This window comes from Pseudoalteromonas prydzensis (assembly GCF_011050055.1).
In the GTDB taxonomy this organism is placed as follows: domain Bacteria; phylum Pseudomonadota; class Gammaproteobacteria; order Enterobacterales; family Alteromonadaceae; genus Pseudoalteromonas; species Pseudoalteromonas prydzensis_A.
Genome location: NZ_DRGM01000179.1, coordinates 36,493 through 59,646, shown reverse-complemented (window position 1 = coordinate 59,646; position 23,154 = coordinate 36,493). Strand labels below are relative to the sequence as shown.

At 41.5% G+C, this 23,154-nt stretch carries 16 protein-coding genes; 9 read left to right on the top strand and 7 right to left on the bottom strand.

The window, feature by feature from the left end; all coding sequences use genetic code 11:
- The first annotated feature begins 95 nt into the window (after window positions 1-95).
- The 4 genes from ENH88_RS17990 (at window position 96) to ENH88_RS17975 (ending at window position 3,999) form a co-directional block, all read left to right on the top strand.
- Window positions 96-644: a PfkB family carbohydrate kinase gene (locus tag ENH88_RS17990; RefSeq protein WP_304184359.1), complete on the top strand. Its 549-nt coding sequence runs from the start codon at window positions 96-98 to the stop codon at window positions 642-644.
- A 169-nt stretch (window positions 645-813) separates the two neighbouring features.
- Entirely contained in the window at window positions 814-2,328 is a 1,515-nt protein-coding gene (locus ENH88_RS17985; protein WP_304184355.1) for a cryptochrome/deoxyribodipyrimidine photo-lyase family protein, read from the top strand.
- Window positions 2,318-2,470 carry a DUF2256 domain-containing protein gene (locus tag ENH88_RS17980; protein WP_084448133.1) on the top strand — a complete coding sequence of 51 codons (153 nt, stop codon included), beginning with the start codon at window positions 2,318-2,320 and terminating at the stop codon, window positions 2,468-2,470. The genes ENH88_RS17985 and ENH88_RS17980 overlap by 11 nt, the downstream gene beginning before the upstream one ends.
- Before the next feature lie 386 nt (window positions 2,471-2,856).
- Entirely contained in the window at window positions 2,857-3,999 is a 1,143-nt protein-coding gene (locus ENH88_RS17975) for a N(5)-(carboxyethyl)ornithine synthase (RefSeq protein WP_304184351.1), read from the top strand.
- 80 nt (window positions 4,000-4,079) lie between these two features.
- On the opposite strand, the gene ENH88_RS17970 is transcribed toward ENH88_RS17975, so the two are convergent.
- The 4 genes from ENH88_RS17970 to ENH88_RS17955 all read right to left on the bottom strand — a co-directional run bounded on the left by ENH88_RS17970 (window position 4,080) and on the right by ENH88_RS17955 (window position 12,549).
- Complete coding sequence (locus tag ENH88_RS17970) at window positions 4,080-4,343, bottom strand: biotin/lipoyl-containing protein (RefSeq protein WP_304184349.1); 264 nt, start codon at window positions 4,341-4,343, stop codon at window positions 4,080-4,082.
- A gap of 28 nt (window positions 4,344-4,371) precedes the next feature.
- Entirely contained in the window at window positions 4,372-9,693 is a 5,322-nt protein-coding gene (locus ENH88_RS17965; RefSeq protein ID WP_304184347.1) for a DNA repair ATPase, read from the bottom strand.
- Window positions 9,694-9,760: 67 nt separating this feature from the next.
- The gene (locus tag ENH88_RS17960) at window positions 9,761-11,863 is read right to left on the bottom strand and encodes a flotillin family protein (protein WP_304184345.1); all 2,103 of its coding nucleotides are present in this window, start codon (window positions 11,861-11,863) and stop codon (window positions 9,761-9,763) included.
- 62 nt (window positions 11,864-11,925) lie between these two features.
- On the bottom strand, window positions 11,926-12,549 hold the full coding sequence (locus tag ENH88_RS17955; protein WP_304184344.1) for an OB-fold-containig protein: 624 nt from the start codon (window positions 12,547-12,549) through the stop codon (window positions 11,926-11,928).
- A 278-nt stretch (window positions 12,550-12,827) separates the two neighbouring features.
- On the opposite strand from ENH88_RS17955, the gene ENH88_RS17950 reads away from it, so the two are divergent.
- A complete protein-coding gene (locus tag ENH88_RS17950; protein ID WP_304184343.1) occupies window positions 12,828-13,613 on the top strand; it encodes a putative porin in 786 nt (261 codons plus the stop codon).
- 65 nt (window positions 13,614-13,678) lie between these two features.
- Here ENH88_RS17950 and ENH88_RS17945 read toward each other — a convergent pair whose 3' ends face one another.
- The gene (locus tag ENH88_RS17945; RefSeq protein ID WP_304184341.1) at window positions 13,679-15,169 is read right to left on the bottom strand and encodes a dipeptidase; all 1,491 of its coding nucleotides are present in this window, start codon (window positions 15,167-15,169) and stop codon (window positions 13,679-13,681) included.
- Between the two features lie 182 nt (window positions 15,170-15,351).
- On the opposite strand from ENH88_RS17945, the gene ENH88_RS17940 reads away from it, so the two are divergent.
- Both ENH88_RS17940 and ENH88_RS17935 read left to right on the top strand, forming a co-directional pair.
- The gene (locus tag ENH88_RS17940; protein ID WP_304184340.1) at window positions 15,352-15,522 is read left to right on the top strand and encodes a DUF2986 domain-containing protein; all 171 of its coding nucleotides are present in this window, start codon (window positions 15,352-15,354) and stop codon (window positions 15,520-15,522) included.
- 297 nt (window positions 15,523-15,819) lie between these two features.
- Window positions 15,820-17,220 (top strand): Type 1 glutamine amidotransferase-like domain-containing protein, encoded by a 1,401-nt coding sequence (locus ENH88_RS17935; RefSeq protein ID WP_304184338.1) that lies wholly within the window; start codon window positions 15,820-15,822, stop codon window positions 17,218-17,220.
- Between the two features lie 106 nt (window positions 17,221-17,326).
- On the opposite strand, the gene ENH88_RS17930 is transcribed toward ENH88_RS17935, so the two are convergent.
- Window positions 17,327-18,304, bottom strand: coding sequence for a TDT family transporter (locus ENH88_RS17930; protein WP_304184336.1), 978 nt, complete (start codon window positions 18,302-18,304; stop codon window positions 17,327-17,329).
- A 110-nt stretch (window positions 18,305-18,414) separates the two neighbouring features.
- Here ENH88_RS17930 and ENH88_RS17925 point away from each other — a divergent pair, with 110 nt between their 5' ends.
- Window positions 18,415-19,293, top strand: a complete 879-nt coding sequence (locus ENH88_RS17925) for a LysR family transcriptional regulator (protein ID WP_304184334.1) — start codon at window positions 18,415-18,417, stop codon at window positions 19,291-19,293.
- 42 nt (window positions 19,294-19,335) lie between these two features.
- On the opposite strand, the gene ENH88_RS17920 is transcribed toward ENH88_RS17925, so the two are convergent.
- Window positions 19,336-21,492 carry a TonB-dependent receptor gene (locus ENH88_RS17920; protein ID WP_304184332.1) on the bottom strand — a complete coding sequence of 719 codons (2,157 nt, stop codon included), beginning with the start codon at window positions 21,490-21,492 and terminating at the stop codon, window positions 19,336-19,338.
- A gap of 446 nt (window positions 21,493-21,938) precedes the next feature.
- On the opposite strand from ENH88_RS17920, the gene ENH88_RS17915 reads away from it, so the two are divergent.
- A complete protein-coding gene (locus ENH88_RS17915; protein ID WP_304184330.1) occupies window positions 21,939-23,141 on the top strand; it encodes an MFS transporter in 1,203 nt (400 codons plus the stop codon).
- Window positions 23,142-23,154 lie beyond the last annotated feature (13 nt).

Genomic DNA, 23,154 nt, shown 5'->3' with positions numbered 1-23,154 from the left:
CTTAGGCGTAGGTCACGTTTAAACCAGACTATGTTTATTTTTTCTTTCATACTGGTGATATCAAAACCGTATCGTTTATAAATAATTAGGCATAAATAGTTTTATACGTATTAAATACCACGTTACATGCGCTAAAACACTTTAGAGAAGCAAACTCGGTTACATGCTTTGATATTAACTTTCGACCGGCCTTTTGGGATGAACCACTTACAGCCCCATCCATTATTGATGATATAGCTAAAACGGTTGATGTTATTAAAGCAAGTAAAGATGAGCTGATAGCCTTGTATGGCATCGAGCATATTGAAAGCACAATAAAAAGCTGGGTAGACAATGGCGTGTCATTGGTTTTAATGACTGATGGTGGCGAGCCAATTACATTTTCCTCATGCTCATTTAGTGGTACATACCCTTGCCCACCAGCGAATGTCGTAGATACCACAGCTGCTGGTGATGCTTTTGTAGGCGGTTTTTTATACCAAGTAGCTTCGCTAGTAAGTGATAAAAACGAATTTACTTATTGGGCCAATAATTTTGAAAAAGTATTAACAGCAATCGACTTTGCAACTAAGTGTGGCGCCTCAACTGTCGCAAAGTTTGGTGCGTTCGACGCTTTACCAACGCATGAAGACTTGCCTGCCTGAGCACTTACAATCAACCAGCCTATTTGTAATCTCTATACTAACGACTAAAACTCATATTTTTAGTTTTAGTCGTTTAACAAAATCGCTTTTAAACTACTTTTACATTTAATACGTATAAAACTATTTATGCCTAATTATTTATAAACGATACGGTTTTGATATCACCAGTATGAAAGAAAAAATAAACATAGTCTGGTTTAAACGTGACCTACGCCTAAGCGATCATCAGCCTTTAAAAAATGCGTTTAGTAATGGCCTGCCCACACTATTAATTTATAACTTTGAACCTTTACTGCTTGAAGATGGGCATTACAACGAGCGGCATTGGCGCTTTGTCTATCAATCAATTGTTGATTTAAATACCCAACTAGCTCGCTTTAATAGCCGCGTGTATATATTTAATTCAGACATGCAAACCCTGCTTGAATCGCTCAATACGCAGTTTGCAATCACAAACATCTTTAGCCACCAAGAGATAGGGCTAAATAACACCTTTGAACGTGATAAAGCCATTAAAACATGGTGCCAACATAACCATATCAACTGGCTGGAGTCACCAACAGGTGCTGTGATACGCGGTAAAAAAAATCGCAATAATTGGAACGAACGCTGGCAACAAACCATGCAAGCACCTATTGCTATACCTAATTGGAAGCAAATAAAGCCACTTACCCTTACTGACTATAAAACACCTAAACTGCCGAGTGCCTATACGCAAGATAATGAACTTTTTCAACAAGGTGGCCCACGACTTGCCCGTGAAGTAATGCAAAGCTTTTTTGCTGAGCGTGGCAAGGGTTATCAAAAAAGCATATCCAGCCCAAGTTTAAGCCGTACTCATTGCTCTAGGCTATCGCCCTATTTAGCATGGGGAAATATCAGCCTTAGGCAAGTGTATCAAATGGCGATTGACGCATACCATAGCACTCATGCTGATAAAAAAGGTTGGAAACGCCCCCTTGCTGCATTTGTATCTCGGCTGCATTGGCATTGCCATTTTATGCAAAAGTTTGAAAGCGAATGCAGCATGGAATTTAAAGCATTAAATCCGGGTTACCATGCATTTCCATATCGTGATGACGCACAGGTTACAAGCGATATTCAACGCTGGGCGCAGGGGCAAACCGGCATTCCTATTATTGATGCCTGTATGCGCTGTTTAAAAGCCACCGGTTATATTAATTTTAGAATGCGCGCTATGTTAGTGAGTTTTGTTACCCATCATTTAAACATCAGCTGGCAACAAGCAAGCCTGCCGCTGGCTAACTATTTTTTAGACTTTGAACCGGGGATTCATTACCCGCAAATTCAAATGCAAGCTTCGGTTACGGGCATTAATACTATTAGACATTACAACCCAATTAAGCAATCGGAGGATCAAGACCCGAGCGGTGAATTTATAAAAAAATGGTGCCCAGAGCTTGAAAAGCTGCCTGTAGAATACTTGCATGAACCTTGGGAGCAAACACCCATGGAAGCATTATTTAACGACTTTAAACTAGGTGAAGACTACCCAGAGCCGATGCTTGATTTAACCAAAGCGTCTAAAGAAGCCAGAGAACGGCTTTGGCAATATCGTGAACGTATTGAGGTTAAGCGCGCTATTCCTGCGATTTTAAAAAAGCATGTAAGCATCGCCCCTAGCTCAAAAAGTACCAAGACAAACCATCACAATGGCTCATAAAAAACTAACTTTACCGCAAAAAACCTGCCCCACTTGCAAACGTGATTTTGCTTGGCGTAAAAAATGGCAGCGCGACTGGGATAACGTTATTTACTGCTCAGAGCGTTGTAAACGCAGTAAAAACGAAGAGTCAACGCGCTAGCTAAAATTTGCGGCTAAAAAAAGTGGGACTCGCTGTATCGAGTCCTTTTATCACACAATACCCCTGTGTCTTTGTAGTTGTTTAATTTTCTTATTGCTGTGTTAAGCGCATACGCCACTGTTTTACTGTTATACTCAAACGCTAATACGCAGAAGCCAATCGCGGCTATGCCATATTTACTTTCAACTTGTCATTCTATGCAAGTTAACCACCTGATTTAAAACTGCTTTATATTAAAAACACTAATTTAGTAAATAACAAAACCCTTTACTGAGCACCATTGTTTACAGTCAAGTGTTGCGCTTGCCTGTGAAACAGCCCACAGTTTGTTGGCGAAGTAGCATCATTCGTTTATGAACTCAGCATACTTTAAACAAGGCGATAGCATGAGTGAATTAACTATTGGCGTAATTGGTACGTCACGTAAGACAGATGAGCGACGTTACCCCATCCACCCAGACCACCTTAAGCGCATTCCAGAACAACTTAGAAAACAACTGATCTTTGAACAAGGCTACGGCAAAGCTTTTAATGTGAGCGATGCGCAAATAGCCGCATTAACCGGGGGTGTTGCAAGTCGCAGTGATATTTTAACCAAAATAGGCAGCGTGATCATCGCCAAACCGGTGCTTGCTGATTTACAAGAACTACGTGAAGGTGGCACCCTTTGGGGCTACGTACATTGCGTACAACAACGCGAAATAACCCAAGCTGCAGTTGATCGAAAACTCACTCTCATTGCGTTTGAAGATATGTTTGTATGGTCGCCACAAGGCAATGTTGGCCGTCATACTTTTTATAAAAATAACGAAATGGCCGGCTACTGTGCGGTGTTACACGCACTGCAGCTCAAAGGTATTGATGGACATTATGGTGATCAGCGTAAAACCATCATCTTTAGTTTTGGTGCTGTTAGTCGCGGTGCAATTTATGCACTCAAAGCCCATGGTTTTAGAGATATTACGATTTGCATCCAGCGCCCCGATCACGAAGTACGCGAAGAGATCCTCGACTGCCATTACGTTAAAGTTCGCCAAGGTATTGAAGGCGAAGCCCGCATGATGGTGGTTGAACACGATGGTACGCAACGGCCACTAACGGAGCTCATTAGCGAAGCCGATATTATCGTCAATGGCACTTTTCAAGAAACTGCAAACCCAGTTAATTTTGTTATTGGATCTGAAGCGGACTGCCTAAAAGCAAACAGTTTAATTATAGATGTAAGCTGTGACGAAGGTATGGGGTTCTTTTTTGCTAAACCCACCACATTTGCAAATCCGATGTTTCGCTATGAAACCGTTGATTATTACGCGGTTGATCATACACCTAGTTATTTATGGGAAAGCGCAACACGTTCAATCTCAGCCGCCATGATTGTATACTTACCTACAGTATTAGCAGGCAAGGCACAATGGCAACAAGATGAAACCATCCGTCGCGCGATTAATATTGAAGACGGTATAATCAAAAATACTGCGATTCTAGCGTTTCAAAAGCGCCAATTAAACCCGCCTTATAATGCACTTTAGTTATTAAACATAATTAGTTTTTCAAACATCAATAAACACGCCGAGCAGCTAATCCTGCTCGACGAGTTCAACTGTAAGAGTCATTGCTCTGATGTTGTTTGCTCAGCAACGGCTATTTCTCTAAGTTGCATCACCACTTGATCTGATATAGCTAAATCTCCTTGCTTGGCACTAAAGCTATGAACAACCCCGGCAGAAGCAGCAACCACTTCCAACACCACTTTATCAAAATCAACATCAAATAAAGTTTGGTCTCGTACTACGGTATCCCCCTCATTAACATAAATTGCCGAAATCGTAGCCTTACCCATCACTCCTTTTAGTTCAGGTACTTTGATATCCATATTGCTTCCTTGGTGATTAATTTAAATGCTATTTCGCGCCCCATGCAGCAATCAATTTTTCAAACTGAGCCTGCACATTGTTACTGTTGATACCTTGAGTTTGTTGGTTAATCGCATTAACAAGCTCAGTAAATGACGTTTGGTTATTATTACTGGTAACCGCTGCAGTGAGCGCATTCACAGCCTCGTTATTATCAAGGGCTGCAAGTTGCTCTGTTAACGCCTGCAACTGTGACTGACAGTTATTACCAGCAATAGCACGGCTTAATTGCTCTAAACTTGCCATATAAGGTGTTTGCACAAAACCATTATCAAGCGATTGCGCTATGCTGCTCATTGCTTGTTTATTATCTAAACTTTGTATATTCACACCAAGGCTTTGTAGTAACTCACTGTAATCGTGGCTTAGGTTGTTTTTACTGAGTTTACCGGCGATCTCTTCCAGTGATTGATGCAAATAACCCATTTGCTCCACCGCCATCATCACCGGACTGCCAGCGCCATCAAGTTTATTTAAACGTACAAAGTCACCTTTAATTTGACTAAAGCGCTGCTGCTGTTCGGCGCTTAAGGTGCCACGCAGTTCACCGAGTTTAAGTAGGTTCTCTTCAGAGCCTTTGCTGAGCGTTTGCGCTTCACCGCGATAATGGTCACAAATCAAGTTTTCTAGTTCTTCGTCATTCATGGCAGCGACTACTTTTTCTGCCATTTTATTCATATTACGGTAGCTGCCTTGCAGTTTAAATGGCGGCTCTGTACGGTAATTATTATCTTGCGCGGCTGAGGCAATATACTGAGCGTTCACTTTTAGTACGGTATTACGAATAGTGATTAATCGCATCAGTACCGCTTTAACTTCGTTAACTTCCGCTTGTGAATAGCCGTGTTCAAGCTCATTTAATGAAATATCTTCGCCTTGACACATCCGCACTAACTTATATAAATCTTCCATATTGCGATTAGCCAATGGCGCTAATACTGCATTAGAGGTTAGCGCATTTTCTATAAAGCTCATGGCAAACTCTTGCTCACAGCCGGCTAGTGTGTCGCCAAGATTATAAATATCGGCGCGGTTTGCCAACATATCAGGAATTTTAAAACTCTCGCCAGACTCCGTATACGGGTTACCAGCCATCACTACCGCAAACTTTTTACCGCGTAAATCATAGGTTTTACTTTTACCGTTCCACACCCCATCAATACGTCTTGAGCCATCACACAAAGAAATAAACTTTTGTAAAAACTCAGGGTTAGTATGCTGAATATCATCCAAGTAGAGCATCACGTTATTGCCCATTTCAAAGCTCTGATTGATTTTTGCAATCTCTTTTTCAGCAGTAGCATTAATGGCTTGAGCAGGATCGAGTGACACCTGATCGTGCCCTATCGACGGGCAATTTACTTTTACAAAAGTCAGCCCTAAACGGTTAGCAACGTATTCAACTAAGGTGGTTTTACCGTAACCTGGCGGCGAGATCAGTAATAACATGCCCATTAAATCAGTGCGTTTGTTTTTACCTGCTGAGCCAATTTGTTTTGCTAAGTTATCACCAATAATTGGGAAGTACACTTTATTGATCAGCTGATTACGTACAAATGAGCTAAGTGGTCTGGCTTTAAATTCATCAAGTTGCAGACGCTCTTTTTGCGCCGCTAAAATATCACTGCGCAGTGCATGATACTGCTCAAAAGCCGGTACTTGCTCAGTGATGTATTTCCGAGTTCTGGCATAAAACTCTGAATAATCAACATGTAAAGTTTGCTCTTGCACGCGTTTATGTTGCCCCATTAAACGCTCAACGTGGGTGTTTGGGATGACGTCCAACACAGTGTATTGTAATGATGTGGTGGCACTGAGATGCAAGTAGTTAGCCGCTTCGGCCTGTACCATTGCCGACACTTTCGGACTTTGCATGCAGTACGCATTAAGCCAACTTAAAAATAATAATGCCCGCTCATCAGTTTGCTTGACGTTCTCACAGGCCTGAGCAAGCTCGTTGCTATAACCTTTGGCTTTGGCGTCACTACTAAACTGTTCAGCCAAATTTTTAGCTTGCTGAGAAACGATAAATAACTGTTGCTCCGCGGTTTTTTGTTGCGCTAGTTGTTGCACTAAATAAGCCGCGGCCAAGTCAGTGGATAAATCAGCAAAACGTGCAGATAATTTGCTAATTTGCGGCAAAAAGTCGTTGATCTGTTCACTTAACTGCGCGGTTAACGTGCCGATAAAACTGCTCGCTGCAAAGTGTTTGTCCATCAAAATAGCATTGCTCGCTTGATGGAAATATTCGTTCAGTTGTGCAGATGACAATTGCGCACTAAATAACTGCGCAATAATACGACAACTAGCCGGATAAATAAGTAAGTCCAGACTATTTTTTTGCGTCAGTAAGGTGTCAATAATTGCCCATGCATCGTGGTCATGAATGCCTTTTTCATAGCCTTCTTGATAGCGTGGTTCAGCAAATTTTTGCACCAGCTGCAATAACTGTTTATCTCGTTGTGCCTGCTCTAATTGTGCAAAAGTCAGCGAATGCTCACTGTTTTCACAAGCGAGTAATATTTGTGCAGCTAAATACTCACCACGATAAACCAGCTCACTTTCCGAAACTAATGTTTGTTGCCACAAATGACGGCTTTGCTGTAATGTTTGTAAGCTTTTCTCATCTGTTATTGGCTCAAAATAATCAGTACCCGTTAAGTGCAGCATCAGCTGCTCGTCACGCGGCAATAAGGTTAAATCGAGTAATTGCTTATTAACACTAAAGGCGTGCTTACCAATACTGACTGTATTACCGCCATCAGTGAAAATATCTTGTTTATCACGTAACGAACGTATGCCCTGATCTTTACTGGCTTTTAGCTTTGCTTGGATATCATCGGCACGAATTTCATCGCCTAACTCTTTAAGCTCGCTAGTCAATGCGCGCAGTTTGCTGATCATAGGATCGGCAGCAAAATAAGTATTTAATGCATCAAGCTCAGTAAAGCTTTGTGCACGGCGGTTAACGCCTTGCAATATCCGCTCGGCGGCATTGGCTAAATTCAATGCGCGGCGCTGGCGGGTATCAATTAAGCTTTGTTTATGCGCTTCAAAGCTTTCGTATACGTCATCCCTTTTGGCAATGATCTCTGTCAGGTATTCGTCAAAATCACTAAATTGCGATTCCAGCTCTTCAAGCTGAATAAGCAAACGTGAAAGTTGCTCGTCACACGCCTCTGGGGTTTTAGCATTATTTAGTGCGTTGGTAATACTTTGCGAAAACAGTTTAAAGCGTGCGGCAAATTCAGCTTTAGCTTCAACACTGCCAAGGCTCTTTTGGCGGATTTCAATACTCGCTTTAGCACGATTAACCAACGCATAAACAGCACTGATATCTTCGAGGATTTGCGTGCGCACACGGCTGTCGTCGATGTCTAGATCCAGCATCGTGTGGTTAAGTAAGTCCAGCTCGACACTTTGCGTATCTAACTGGGCGATATAGGTTTTCAGCTCGCTAACGCTTTCGCTTTTACTGCTTAGCTGTTCAAGCTCGTTCAGTTTTTCGTGGTACGGCGCCAAGGCGCTATCTTGTTGTAAAAACGCAGCAGTTGCTTGGCTTACTTCCACTAGCCGTGCATCAATCTCAGTTTGTAAGTTATGCAGTGCCGCAATATCTATATATTTAATATCTTCAAGGCTTATTACTTGGCCTTTGAGCATTTTTAAGGCATCAATACCTTGCACAAACTGTGGTGCGACTTTAAAGCTATCAGGACGTACTTCGCGGGTTACATCAGTGTATTGCTTATTAATATCCAGCAAGGCTTGTTTGGCTTTGTTTTGGATCTCGGTGACTTTTTCAAACTCATCAAGCACTTGCTCAGCGGTTTCATTAATGCTGTGAAGATTTTGTGCGATTTCTGCAAATTCGCCTTCGTTAAGCCAATGATAGCGGTCAAAGATATTCCGGCTAAGGGCAATTAAATCTTCGTAATGAAATAAGGTCGGGCTTTGCTCGCTAATGGCTTTGCAGACACTGTATAAATCAGAAATACCGCGCACTAAATCGGGGTTGCCTATTTTACCAAAAAAGCTAGTAAGTGGCGGCGCATTGGCTGCAAACTCGGCCGATACAAATGGGCTTTGCCAGATTTGAATTGGGTGTACTCGCTCCGCTTGGTCTTTATCGGCCTTAAAGGTCAGCGTTATACCATCGTTGTAAATAGCATAGCCGTGGCAATAAATCGGGTTTTGCAGGTTTTTATCAATAATATTATAGGCAAATAGTGCGTAACGCCCTTCACTTGGCTCGTAAAACACGTATAAAACATCTTCGCCATTGGGTGACTTTATATATCGGTGAAATTCTAAATCTTCTATTTGCTCTTCAAACGAGCGTGCTTGTCCTGATTGTAAGTAGTAACCGCCAGGGAAAATAATGCCGTGATCTTCAGGCAAAGTAACACATGCACTACCGATTGCATCTTGGCGCATCACCTGCTGAGTGCGGGTGTTATAAATAAAATAACGCCATGTTTTTTCACGGTATGGGAGAATTTTTAGCAGCACTAAGTCGCCTACCAGCGCGTACTCAACCTCGCTGTCAGCAAGGGATTGATTTTTATCATCAACAGCTTCTTGATAAATCCCTTCACCGGTATCAGTGCTGTTTTCTATTTTAATAGTCAGTGAGCCGCCAATGGTTTCAACAAACACTTGATCGGCGATGTTGATATGCGCGTGGCGCCCTTCTATGTGGTTACTGCGGTCGGTTTTGAGCCATTCAAAATCATAGTCATGGGCGTGTTGAATATCACGCTCACCGCGGTTATCGATATAATTAATGGTGTTGTCTGGGTGAATTTCCCAGCGAAAAACCCGCACATCCGATAACTTGTCACCGATTTGGAATAGCGCAAACAGCTTGCCATTTTGTTGATATAAATGCTGTAGGCTGGTTTGTTTGTAGTAGGTATACAGTTCTTCAAAATCACGAATAAAACGACTATCGGTTAAAAAACGCGTTGTCTCTGGGTAAGGCTCAATTTCGTAATGGTCGTCTTGCTGCACCAGCTTTTGTACACTAAATACGTCACTGATTGCGGTTGCTTTTTTTAATCCCAAAAATACGTTGTAAGCAAAAATAACTTTATCGCCAATAATCACGATATCGCGCGGGGTACAATTTTGCTCAGTGCGAACGCGAACACGCCCTTTTACCTGTAGTTCAGTGCTGCCAAACTCGTTAATACGCTGTGTATTTACGTTATCTATTTGCGTTTTTAAACTAGCACCAAAATTATTTAAGCGGCGTTTAATTAAATCGTACGAGCCTTGCTCTAGCGCTTGTTGAGTTGCGTCCGTCATGAAACCTATCCTGAAATTTAATAGAAGTTAGCCGCAATAGTTAAACTATTGCGGCTAAGGGTATAAGCTAGTCTTTTGGATCTAGTTTAATTTTCTCATCTAACCCACCACCTAAGTTACCGCCTAACATGCTTAGTAATTGGCTTTTTTCAGCCGCAGAGGTATTACTTAACTGCTTTAATAACTTACTCATGTTGAAGTTTTTAAGTGTTTCTGCTGAGCCATTCGCCCCAGCTAACACCCCTTTTAGGTCTTCAATTAAATTACGATCACCGTTTAAATGATCTTTAAATACGGTTTGTACGGTTTTACTTTCATCAACTAAGCCATCAATTGATTTACCTAAACTGATCGCACTCATAAATTGATTAAAGAACTGGCCATCGCCGCCCATAATATTGATATCAGCATTACCTAAGGCTTTCGCCATAATGTGTGCTTGGTGCTCGGCGATGTCTTTGCTGGCTGAAATTTTTGCCAATACCAGCTCTTTTTGTTGGTTAAGCTGCAGCGTAAAGCTTTCGTAATCGCGAGCATCTTGATCCATCGCATTCAAGGCTTGTAGCTTCTCTTCTAGGCCTTTTGCTTCTGCACGCATCTTACGCTCAAGGTTAATCGCCTCAACTTCACCTTGTTTTTCATTTGCATCAGCCATCGCTGTTTGTACTTGCGCCTGAGATAACCCTATTTCACGGTTACCTTGTGCTTCGGCTTCCAGTTTTTGACGCATTACTTTAGCATCAGTTTCACCTTGAATTGCATTTGCTTCGGCTTTCGCTTTAATAACATCCGCTTCAGCAAGCCCTTTAGCAGCGGTTTCAACTTGCTGCGCATGGGCCAGAATCTTTTTCGACTCAGCTTGTTGATTAGCAATTCTAAGCTCGGCATTGGCCATTGTTTCAAGCTCACGGGCTTTATATTCTGCGGCTTGCTCTTGCGCTTTTGCAGCTTCGATGTCTTTTACTAATGACTGCTCGGCTTCGGCTTTGGCACGAATGATCATCGCACTCTTCTCGCGCTCTGCACCTGCGAGTACTTTCACATCTTTAATGCGCTCTTCTTCTTCGGCCACTGATTTTTCAACAATCACGCGATCACGCACTACATCGGCAATTTCTTTACGTTCTACTTCCAGTGCTTTTTCTTTATTGATGCGCAGGATTTCGGTTTCTCTTTCACGTTCGATCACTTCAATTTCACGTGAACGAGCAACTTTCTCTTCTTCAATACCCAAAACGCGTAAGCGGTTTTGTTCGGCAATATCAAGCTCACGTTGCTTATTTTGCTCGCTAATGCCAATCGCTTCTTCGGTTTGAATACGGGCTTGCTCTGATTTTAAGCGCTCTTCTTGGCGTACTTTTTCAGCTTCGGCGTATTCGCGGGCTTTTACAGTTTCAATTTCGCGCACTTGACGTGACATAGCGTCTTGCTTTTGACGCTCAATTTCCAGTGACTTTTCAGTGGCTTCTTGATTTTGGATCTCAATCTTAGCGCGTTCATCACACTTCAATTGATTGGTCGATACATTTTGTACTGCGGTCATTTCAGTGATCCGGCGAATACCTTCGGCATCAAGAATATTTTGCGGATCGAGCTTATCAATCGAGGTTTGTTCAAGGTAATCAATAGCCACATCTTCAAGGGTATAACCCGATAAATCTTGGCCAATCACTTCTTTGATGTTATCGCGAAATTCATTTCGGTGAGTAAATAACTCAACAAAATCCATGCGTTTACCAACAGTTTTTAGCGCTTCTGAGAACTTCGCTTCAAACAGCTCTTGCAGTGTGTCGTGCTCTGATGCACGGGCGCAACCAACTTGCTTAGCAACGCGTAAAATATCTTCTTTATTTTCGTTAACACGAATATAAAAAGTAATGGCGATATCAGCGCGAATATTATCTTTACAGATCAAACCGCCCTTATCTTTACGCTCCAGCACCATGCGTTTAGTTGAAATGTCCATCACTTCCATTTTATGGATCACTGGGTAGACAATTCCGCCCGTGGTGGTGACATCCGGCTCGCTTTTCATTTTATTAATGATCAGCGCTTGGCCTTGCTCTACCTTGCGATAAAACTTGCCAATGATCAGCAAAATAGCAAAAATAACAGCGATTGCTATACCTACAAAAGTCAATATAGGTATGAGGTTATCTAAAAATTCCATGTTATGTCCTAACGTGATTATCGATTTATTATCTGTTACGTATACCTAAATTATTTAGGCCATTACCAAGGTTTGGCGGTAATTATGTAACAGTGTTGCTCTTTGAGGTGTTCAAGCAACACTGCGGTGTCGCCTGATGTAAACTGCTCGTTATTCTCGGCTCTAACTTCAATTAACTGCTCTGTGCCTTGAAATTTAACCCGTGCTTGGCCAAATGTATTGGTTACTTTGCCAGTGGCAACAACACATTCTAAACCGAGTAAATCTGAACTTTGCGAGGTTTGTGTGCTGCTAAAAAAGCGCTGTAACGGGCGTGAAATAATGGCCGCAACGGGTATCGCGATTAATAAGCAAGCGACTAGCATTAACACGCCAAAAATATAAAACCAAATACCGTCGCCTAGCAGATAGGCAAAAAACTTGTGGGCATAGATGCTGAGCAACCAGCTACTCATCACTACGAGACTAATAGATACAGTAATTGGAATACCGCCAAAACCCATACTAAACCATGAGCTCAATCCTGAACTTTGCGACGCATCGGCTTCAATTTCAAGATCTGACTCAAACATATCAATGTCAGCAAAGCCAATAAGGGTTATTAGCCAAAACAACATCACAACTAACAACAGGGCTGAAAAAATCACAGTGGGGAAAGTAAGCGCTAAGTTTAAAAATTCCATCATTACAACTATCCATTTATTTTAAACGCAGTAGGCGGTAAAACTTTTTATCATTTAGTCGCGTAAATGTTAAGCGTTTTATGGAAAATCAAGGTTGTTAATATAAAAAATTGTAAACGAGCTACTACTTTTTGATGTTAACTTAGCTTAATTAAAGACTTAAGGGCTAAATTAATAGTGAAGTAGAACTAGCAATCAACATTAATTGGCTATAACATTCGCGCTTTATTTTTGTACCCGCAGCAACGAAACTATATTTAAATCGCCAAGAAAGGACACAAATGCGTTATTTTCTGCCTATTTCATTACTTGCATTATCTTGCTCTGCCACTGTTAATGCGCAGCAGTCTGAAACTCGTCAATGGTTTAACTCAATTCAATACACAACCTTAGAAAATACAGGTTATGACTATGACACTATGTACTTATCGAGCCATTACTATTTTGCGCCGCAGCAAAACTCTGGCGTATGGGATGATTACGGCTACTTAGACACTGATTCAAATATCAAATTAGATTATTCCAATAGTGATTTAGCCAACAGCTTTGGCGTATTTGGCGAAGGCTTTTACGGTAACTGGTTTGCAAACTTAGAATTTTCTGATTTGAGTGAAACAGATGATTACTCTGTAGGTGTTGGTTATTTATTTGCTGACGATCTAAAAGTATCTGTGCAAATGCAAGAGTTTGAAAATACCGACACAATCTATCGGTTTACAGCGCAATATAACTATCAACTTAATGATAGCGATTACCTAGGCCTTACAGCTAACACTGACGATGAATTAGAAATATGGAGCTTATCAACTCGCTATTTTGCACATCTTTATGCTGATAGTTATTTAGCTGTAGATGTTGCTTATCACTATAATAACTTTAATCCTTATATAACTAGCCTTGCAAATTATTATTTTAATCGCCATGTTGCGGTTGGTGCAGGTGTTGCTGATTCTAAATTATTACTTGAAGCTAAGTACTTCATTGATAGTCAATATTACTTCACTGCTAACTTTTTCGACAGAGCGGACGGTGAGGCATATAGCATTAAATTTGTAGCTCAGTTTTAATGAGTGAAAAATCAAAAACGCCGCTATTTAGCGGCGTTTTACTTTATGGGTATAACCGGCCTAAGTTACATATTACCCAGCTTTATCATCATTGCTGTATACATTTTAAGGTTTAACTTAAGTTGCTCTAAGGTAATAAACTCATGCTCTGAGTGGCCGGTGTAGCGCTTACCTGGCATTGATGGCCCAAACGATACTGCATTATCAAATAACTTTGCATTGGTACCGCCGCCAATTGATACAAATCCAGCCTCTTGATCACCGGTAAAGTGTTTAAAAATATCTAATAATGCTTGTGCATGAGGTGCGCTGTCGAGCAACATTGGCGTGCCAATCACCACATCAACACCAGATAACGTTACGTTATTACGCAGTTGCCAATTACTCAGTGCGGTATCAATTTGCGTACGTAATAGCGCTTCATCTTTACCCATTGGACGACGTAAATTCACGGCCAGTGTGAGTTCATTACCATCACGTTCAATAAGCGTTGGTGCTACTGTCATAGGTCCCATAAAGTCATGTTCATAAGCAATATCACCAAACTGTTTGCCATGTATATCAAGACCAATTAGCTGATTAATAAACGCAATAGTTTGACCATCACTGTTATTCTCAAGCTCAACACCTTTAAAAACTTCCGCTAAGTAAGCAATGGCGTTAACCCCTGATTCTGGCTCTGATGAATGGGCAGACAACCCTTTTACGCTGATAACAACACCATCAGCTTGCTCGCTAAAGTTAAATTCCACAGCGTTAAGCGCACTCGCTGCATGTTTAAGTTTGCTGACTAACGCAGTATCGGCGTTATGTAATACCACACTCGCATCTTCTGGTATTTGGCTTTTAAAAGCGCCGCCGCTAAGTTCACTTACATACACCCCTGTTTGTGCTGAGGTAGCATTAAACGTTGGTGCAATTAAGCTCCAACCTTTTTCCGCGACAACCACTGGGTATGACGCATCAATAGTGACCGCATATTTAGGCTGCTGATAACTTTTCATAAACTCTTCAAGCGGCCCCCAATCAGACTCTTCCGCTAAGTAAATCATCAGCTCAATACGGTTATCAAGCGTTATACCTTGGTCTTTAATCGCTTTCATCGCATAAAGTGCGGTGGCAATGGCACCTTTGTCGTCTTCTGTTCCACGGGCAATTAATTTACCAGGCTCTGAGGTACTATCTATTTCAAACGGGCTTTTTTTCCACTTACTTGCGTTGGCAGGTTGCACATCGCCATGGGTTACTATGGTTACTTTATCTGTTTGCTGACCCATACCAATTAACACTGTGTAACCTAAATCTTGGTAATCAAAACCAAGCTCTGCAGCTTTCATTTTTAAAAGCGCTTTAAAGCCAATAAAGTCGGGATTATCGGGCGTATTGATGCCGTCTTTATTAACCGTCGGGAATGATACTAAATTAGCTAAGGTATGAATTTGCGCATCTTGATATGTTTTGACTGCGTAGTCGGCAGCAGCATCGCTGTGGTTATTAATATTGGCATTAGCATTAAGTGCTAATAATGCAAAACTTGCTAAAAAAAACTGTTTCAAAGCGAGATCCTATTTAAATTGAAAGACCAAATTAAGCCCTAAGTGTAACGCTGTTGGTGATCATGATGCCAGCTTTGTCACTGCCATCGCGGCTATTTTCTAACCAGTAAATAATTCGATAGCTTATAGTACTTATTACGCTGTATACTATGCCACCATTTTTAAGCGTATAAGCCACCCCGATGAATCGCAGAAAGAAAATCGTTACAAAGTTTAATAACAAAGATAAGCGCGCAAATGCAAAATTACATAAAAGTAATAAGCCTGCTTATGTGTCTAAAGCTGAACGTGAAAGATTGGCACTACTGGCTCAAGAACAGCAAATAGACACTTTAAACCATGAAGCGTGTTGATAAATCAATAAAAACAAAAACTTGAGATTAAAGTGAAATAAAAGTTAATAAATAGTTGCAAATAAAACCTCTGAATGTAATATTTAGTATTCAGCAATAATGCTGAAACACACCAATAATCACTTAGGAGGCATAAATGAACAAACTATTTATTATCGCTCCTAGTGCTCCTCAAGAATGTTCTGTCAACTATCATTTAAGTGAATGGTTCGACGAATAAAAAAACCTGAATAATTTAAAAACAATAATGCCTCGTAGTAGGAAGGCTTCTATGTAATTAAAATTCAGGTAACAATAATGAAAAGAAAACTCTCAATTCTTAATGGATCACTAGCCGCGTGCATGTTTTTTTCGTTTCCAAGCAATGCTTGCTTAACAAACGAAGTTGAAGCAAACGACACTGAAAGCAATGCAAATACCCCACTTTGTAGTAATACCACCGTTGCAGGCTCGTTGAGTCGCAATGATACTGATTGGTTTAGCTTTGAAGTAACTCAAGTCGGGCCTATTGAGGTCAACCTTGACCACAACGCTAACGACGATTTTGACTGGGCATTATACCAAGAAACAGGAGCTGCTGTTGCCGAAGGGGCAACTAGCAATGTACCAGAAACAGGCAGTTATACTGCACAAGCAACGAGTACTTATTATGTAAAAGTAACGCGTTACTCGGGTACGGGCTGGTACGATTTAACGGTCAATTTTGGTGAAGGTAGTAACACCGGTGGAGGAAGTGGCAGCGGTGATTGTGGCTATAGCTCTCGCCCTGCAAAGCCAGGTTCATTACAAGCATATTTACAAGGTGGCAGTGCTGATTCATGCAACACATTAACAGCTGATCAAGGTGCTGTATTACTGATGGGCGGTGGTAGTGATGTTGATCAAGCATTTAGTAATCGCGTTGCCAACCATGTTGGCAGCGGTGCCGATGTTGTTGTGCTTAGAACCTCAGGTACTGACGCCTACAACGATTATTTATTGAACTTAATGAATGCCGACTCAGTAGAAACACTGATCATTGATACTCGCAACAAAGCGAATGATGACTATGTTGACTGGGCTATCCGCAGCGCCGAGTTTGTCTGGATTGCAGGCGGTGACCAATCAGATTATCTTAATCAATGGCAAGGCACAAAAGTACAAACCGCTGTGCAACATGTTTTTGATAAAGGTGGTGTCGTTGGCGGAACGTCTGCCGGCATGGCATTAATGGCAAACAGTGTGTACGACCCAGATGGCGTTGCCGGCGCAGTGTCCGATGAAGTGGTTACTGATTTTTGTCATGAAACACTTAACTTCAGCAGTCGCTTTATCGACGTTCCTGTATTAGATAACAGCTTAACCGATACGCACTTCCAAGAACGTGACAGAATGGGGCGCGCCATCGTGTCTTTAGGCCATCACAGCAATCAGTACTTTTCTATTGCAGCCAGTGAAGCCACCTCACTGTTCATCGATGCCTCTGGTGCAGGTGTTGTTGACGGCAGCAATGAAGTTTACATCTTTAAAGAAACAGCTAATACGCAAAGAGTGACATTGCAATGCGGTAGCCCCGTTAACTATCAAGATGTTAATAGAATAAAACTACTGACTGGCGATAACTACAATGTGGTTAACCACGCTCATAATAGTGTGCAACTAGACGTGAGCATTAATGGTAACAACGGCAATTTCTATTCACCCACCAATCCTTATTAATTCCCCCAGTTAAGAGCCCTTTGGGCTCTTTTTAACTGTCGCTAAAATAATAATTAACCGCAGAGGCAAAATCTAATTATTGCCTCTTCGTTCTATATTCCACCTATTATAATTTCCTTTCCTCTAGCCGCTTTAAAGCCAAGGGGCTAAAATAATGCATATAACGGATCGCGACATAGCTCACCACAGCGCTTGCTACTAGCAATTCAACGACCGCTAAATGATGTATTTGCTTGATAAACTGCACATCAACATTCATAGTTAGCATCCAATCCGCGAGTTTAAATAACGCCGTAGCACCAATAACCATGGGAAAAGTAAATGCAGCAAATCCTGGGCAAAACGTGCGTCGTAGTAATTTAAAAAATGCCGTATAAATAATTAATGTCATTAGTATGGCAATACCAAATAACCCCCCTATTATCACGGGCGACGGCTGGGTCACTACAGTGAAATACCCCGCCAATGATAAGCTTGCCGGCGCCGCTAAGATAGCCAATGTGGGCTGTGCAGCATCAGGAATGTGCTCAGCAAATATTATCCGGTAAATCATTAACGGCAACATGACTGCGTACATTAACATGCCAAAATAAAGTGCCCCTTGTGCTAAAAAAAGCAGTGCTGGGTTACCCGAGAACGCTACATCGGCAACAATAATCCCCACCGGTGGTACAAACCAACTTGGCACCATGTGCTCAATTTTAAATTCACCAACACGATGAAGGATAAAGCTCAGTAAAAATCCCAAGTGCAATAAAAATGCGCCTACCCAAAGCACATCCCCTGCTAAGGAGTTAAAATGCCCTAACGAATTAGATACCACCAAAGTTGCCATAGCAAAAGTAGGCACCACACTACCTACAACCGGGTGCGCTAAATCGGCTTTTAGTAATTGCGGGTGCAGTAAAAATTTTAAGCCAAGTATTAACAATAATACGCTCGCAATTGCCGCCCCTGTGTATTGCGCTGCGCCATTTACATTAAACATATTTTCCCAAGCCCAACCAAGGCTGGCTATGCCTAATGCTAATCCCCCCATTGGGGTGGGTGCAGTTATTACTTTGGCTTTTATACACTTAAACATTCTCTACTCCACATTCACTGTTTGTCTTATAAAGAAGTTTAATCTTGCATTTTGTTTAGTTAAATCTAATTATATAGAACACATGTTCATAAAAACTAAACGTCAAGCTCATGAATATTTCTCTTAAACAACTTAAAGTGTTTGTAGGTATTACCCAGCATGCAACGCTTAGCGCAGCCTCAGAGCGGCTTTACTTGTCTAAAGCAGCACTCAGTATGGCGCTTAGCGAGCTTGAAAAGCAATTAGGCCATCCACTGTTTGACCGGGTTAATCATCGCTTAATTTTAAATCAAGAAGGGCAAAAATTACTGCCTCTTGCCGATGAGTTACTACACAGAGCAAATGATATTAAGGTGCTTTTTTCGCCCCAAGCAAAAGCCAGCGGCACGTTAAAAATAGGTGCCAGCGATACCATTGGTAATCATGTTTTGCCCTCTATACTCAGTGGATTTCGCCAACAACAGCAGCATTATTCTCAGCAGGTTTTTATTTCAAATTCTGAGCTTATTTGTCAAAAACTGCGCGATTTTGAGCTCGATATTGCGCTAATAGAAGGCCAAGCCCAGCAGAGCGACTTAGTCTCAACCGTGTTTAGCCAAGACTCTATGTGTATTATTGCACCGCTATCCCACCCTTTAGCTGCAAAATCACAGCTTAGTTTTAATGATTTAACAAACAGCGAATGGGTATTGAGGGAAGCTGGCTCTGGTTCACGCTCATTCTTTTTACAAAACCTCGCTACGCATATCGATAATTGGAGTCAAAGTTTTGAACTCAACACAACAGAGGCACTGATCAATTGCGTTGCTGAAGGGTTAGGGCTGGGGTGTTTATCCTCATTAGCCGCTCACTACGCTTTAAAAGATGGCCGCGTTACAAAACTTAATTTAAACCACTCCATGCAAAGGCAATTTTGGTTAGTAATGCATAAAGACAAATATAAAACCCCGTTGCTGGCGCAGTTTATAAATTTTTGTCATCAGCAGTAAGGTAGCCATGGTGAGCATCATGGCTAACTTTAGGTAAATTACTTAAAACGCATAGCTGATACCGGCATTAACCGATCGCCCTTGTCCTGCTAATTGGCTGAAGCCTTGGCTCATATCAGTTTTAAAATCAGCAATACTGACTCCGCCTAACGGCTGTTGATAGTATTGATCAAGTAAGTTAGTAATTGCCAACCTAATGGTTAGCTTATCCCATGTCGCCTTGGTTGTTAGATTCACTAAGCTATAGTTGCCTGTTAGATTTTCAATACGACGCGGATCAACGCGCGTTTTGCTATCTACCCACTGCCAGCTTAATGAGTTTTGCCATTTACCGAGTTGTTGCTCAAGGGCTATTTTGCTGTGCAATGGCATTATTTGATATAACGGATCATCACTGTCATCACGCTCGCCACGGGTGCTAGTAAGCGCGGCTGTTAGATCCCATGTACCTGCATTTTTACTATCAACAACACGGATAATACCTTCAAGCTTAGTACCATAAAGTGTGGCGTCTAAATTGGTAAATTGTAAGGTATTACGTTGTGTTACTGACATATCAGTACGGTTAGTGCTGCCAACAACAGTAACATCAATATAATCATTTACTTGGGTATACCAAGCATTGGCTGTGAGTTGCCACTGACCATCTTTTGCCGATTTAGTGTAACTGGTGCTGATGGTATGCGCGGTTTCGGCTGCTAAGTCTGGGTTACCAATATAACCATTACCATCACCAAACCAACCAATCATATTGGTCGACATGGTGCTGACACCCCAGCTATAACGTTCATATAAATTAGGCGCGCGATTTTTACGTGCTAAGCCAAATTGTAGTTCATCTTCATTACTAATTTGGTAGCGTAATAATAGGCTGGCATCCACAAGCGTGTCACTGCGCGCGCGATCCATGGCATTAAATTCTTTTGCCGCATCTTGGTTTGGATCTGTCATATTCATTGCTGGCATATTACCCATACCTGACATGCCATTCATGCCATCGCCCATGGTCATGTCTGAATATGGCTGCACTTCGCCTGCATTAGTTTGCACATATTCAATACGCGTACCAGCAGAGACCCACCAGTTGTTATTTAGCTGCTTTTGCAGCTCAACAAAACCAGTGTAGCGGTCGCGTTCACCGTCATTAATATTTACATAGTCGTTAGGCCCCATCATCATTGAGCCTTCAAGGGCAGGCCACCAATCATCAATGCGGTAACCATAGTATTCTTGGCCAAGCAGTAATACTGTGTCAGCATCAAGGTTTAAACGCCAATTAAGTTGATAGCTGATATCTTGTGCGTCGGTATTCATCGGCATCATGCCGGTTTTTTCAGCGCTGAAAAAACCCATTTCGTGCTTTACATCGTTAAAGTTTATTTGCGCTTGAAACTCACCGCTGTCAAGCTGGCGTTTATACTGAGTGACTAAACCATAACTAGTATTATCCGTCATATCCATATATTGATTAGCAAAGCCCTGAAACGGTATTTTTTGATGCATTAATTTAACCACTAACTGTTGTTTTTCATCTCGTAGCGCTGCAGTTAATGCATGATTTTGCACACGATATAGAGTATCTAATACTAAATCACCGTTACCATCATCATAACTATCAGCGTCTTCAAAGGCACCTTGATAATTTAAACTAAAGCTGTCACTGGCAAGTCGTGCGCCAACACCTACCGCTTGCGCATTGCTTACACTGCGATACTGCGCCGACACATAACCAGAATGCCACGCTAACTTATCACTTTCACCATATTGCGGGGCAATGGTGTTTACTACAATGACGCCGGCAATGTTATCGCCACCAGCGCTTACTGGCGAAATACCTGCAACCACTTGATAAGACGATAGCTGATTAGCTGAAATATACGACAAAGGCGGATTCATTTGATTGCCACAGGCCGCGGTAATATCTGCACCATCGACCAGTACTTTAACTCTATCGCCCATCATGCCATTTAATATAGGTAAACTAGAGACGCCACCTGCCGCAGAAAAATCTACCCCCAACTCAGTTAAAAGCTGTTCAGCAGAACCTAAATTTGCATGACTGTTAACGTTTTGGCCTTGAACTTCAATCACTTCAATTGAATCATCAGCAAGTACATAAGGAGAGACTAAACTCGCTATGCAAAGTGCTAACGGAGAAAGTGCATAACGTGAATTGATAACTGAATTGTGGTTGCTCATTTTATTCTTTAATTACAACAGGTTTAAGATGAGCAAAGTATATAACTTGACGACAGCACTGAACACGCGACAAATTGTCGCACCCCAAGCCCTTACTCGATGTTTATTGCCCTTATCTTAAACACGCTTATAACTTTAAAAGGCTGTTAAAACACTAAAAACACAAAATAGCCACGACCACTGCAAATTTATTTTTCATCAGCATATCGCTTAATAACCAAAGTGTTCATATCAAGTCATTGAAAATTAGAACGTTCCTATTCAGCCAAAAACGCTGTAAGCTAAAATTGTATTTTCTGCCCTAAATACACTGCTTTTAGTGCAAGACGCTGACTTATTTTTATCATACAATTGCGGTTTAATTCATTCTTCAAAATTGCAGTTTCCTGCTTTTTATTAAATAAATCATTCATATTTTGTCGTCAGTCTTTTTACAAGGGTTATCTATGTCACCTGAACCTAGCGTCGTGAACAATACGCTAAGCACTACCGCTATTTTGTTAGTACTTGCACTGGGTACTTTTATTTTAGGGTTATCGGAATTTTCGATGATGCCGATGCTGCCATTATTCAGCGAAACATTTGCCTCAACACCAGCACAAAGCGGTTATACCATTAGCGCCTATGCGATTGGCGTAGTGATCGGTGCACCGTTTTTTATGATCACCACAGCAAACATGCGCAAACGTAATGCTTTGCTATTATTTGTGTCGATGATGTTTATATTTAACGGCTTAAGCGCATTTGCTAATTCATTAGAGCAGCTTATATTATTTCGCTTTTTAAGTGGCTTACCCCACGGCGCTTATTTTGCTGTTGCCATTTTATTAGCTGCAGATATAGCACCTGCCAATAAACGCGCCAGCTTTATGTCTAAAGTATTTATGGGCCTTACCATTGCAACGATTGTTGGCGTGCCTATGGTTACTTTAGTCGGTCAAAATTTTAGCTGGCGTTATTGTTTAGCGGGCACCGCAGTGCTGGCACTTGTCGCGTTAATTCTAATTGTAAAGTTCATACCAAACACCAAAAATTCAGCCCCTTCGTCGTTATTAAGCGAGTTAAGCGTACTGAAAAACAAGCTGGTTTGGTCAATTTTAGGCATCATTATTGTTGGCTTTGGCGGGGTATTTTGCATTTATACTTATATTGCCGATACAATTTTAGTGGTCACCCACACACCAGCCTACACCATATCTATTGCGATGGTTATGTTCGGTATTGGTTGTACGCTGGGCAACTATATTTTAGGTAAGGCGGCAGATCATTCGCCCCTTAAAACCACCGGTATAGCACTTGTCGGCGCAATCGTTTTTGCTGCAACTTATGTCATGGCAAGCCATAACATTTGGTTACTTTATGCGGTTATATTTTTTATCGGTTTTAGTGTCGGACTTGGCACCGTTATCCAAACTATGTTGATGGATGTCTCGCCCCATGGGCACGCAATGATTGGCGCACTTGTACAATGCGCATTCAATACTGCCAATGCAATTGGTCCTTGGGTTGGCGGCTTAGCCATTGCACAAGGCGCGCAACCAAATCAAACCGGCTATGTCGCCGCAGTATTATTTGCTGGTGGATTTATTATGTGGTTACTGAGTGCATTGCAAATGAGTAAACAAAAACCGCAACTAGTTACCCCATAAACAACACGACTCT

What these genes read in the sequence shown, in the direction of transcription:
- ENH88_RS17985 (WP_304184355.1), top strand. Translation starts at nt 814, where the DNA reads ATGAAAGAAAAAATAAACATAGTCTGGTTTAAACGTGACCTACGCCTA.
- ENH88_RS17980 (WP_084448133.1), top strand. Translation starts at nt 2,318, where the DNA reads ATGGCTCATAAAAAACTAACTTTACCGCAAAAAACCTGCCCCACTTGC.
- ENH88_RS17975 (WP_304184351.1), top strand. Translation starts at nt 2,857, where the DNA reads ATGAGTGAATTAACTATTGGCGTAATTGGTACGTCACGTAAGACAGAT.
- ENH88_RS17970 (WP_304184349.1), bottom strand. Translation starts at nt 4,343, where the DNA reads ATGGATATCAAAGTACCTGAACTAAAAGGAGTGATGGGTAAGGCTACG.
- ENH88_RS17965 (WP_304184347.1), bottom strand. Translation starts at nt 9,693, where the DNA reads ATGACGGACGCAACTCAACAAGCGCTAGAGCAAGGCTCGTACGATTTA.
- ENH88_RS17960 (WP_304184345.1), bottom strand. Translation starts at nt 11,863, where the DNA reads ATGGAATTTTTAGATAACCTCATACCTATATTGACTTTTGTAGGTATA.
- ENH88_RS17955 (WP_304184344.1), bottom strand. Translation starts at nt 12,549, where the DNA reads ATGATGGAATTTTTAAACTTAGCGCTTACTTTCCCCACTGTGATTTTT.
- ENH88_RS17950 (WP_304184343.1), top strand. Translation starts at nt 12,828, where the DNA reads ATGCGTTATTTTCTGCCTATTTCATTACTTGCATTATCTTGCTCTGCC.
- ENH88_RS17940 (WP_304184340.1), top strand. Translation starts at nt 15,352, where the DNA reads ATGAATCGCAGAAAGAAAATCGTTACAAAGTTTAATAACAAAGATAAG.
- ENH88_RS17935 (WP_304184338.1), top strand. Translation starts at nt 15,820, where the DNA reads ATGAAAAGAAAACTCTCAATTCTTAATGGATCACTAGCCGCGTGCATG.
- ENH88_RS17930 (WP_304184336.1), bottom strand. Translation starts at nt 18,304, where the DNA reads ATGTTTAAGTGTATAAAAGCCAAAGTAATAACTGCACCCACCCCAATG.
- ENH88_RS17925 (WP_304184334.1), top strand. Translation starts at nt 18,415, where the DNA reads ATGAATATTTCTCTTAAACAACTTAAAGTGTTTGTAGGTATTACCCAG.
- ENH88_RS17920 (WP_304184332.1), bottom strand. Translation starts at nt 21,492, where the DNA reads ATGAGCAACCACAATTCAGTTATCAATTCACGTTATGCACTTTCTCCG.
- ENH88_RS17915 (WP_304184330.1), top strand. Translation starts at nt 21,939, where the DNA reads ATGTCACCTGAACCTAGCGTCGTGAACAATACGCTAAGCACTACCGCT.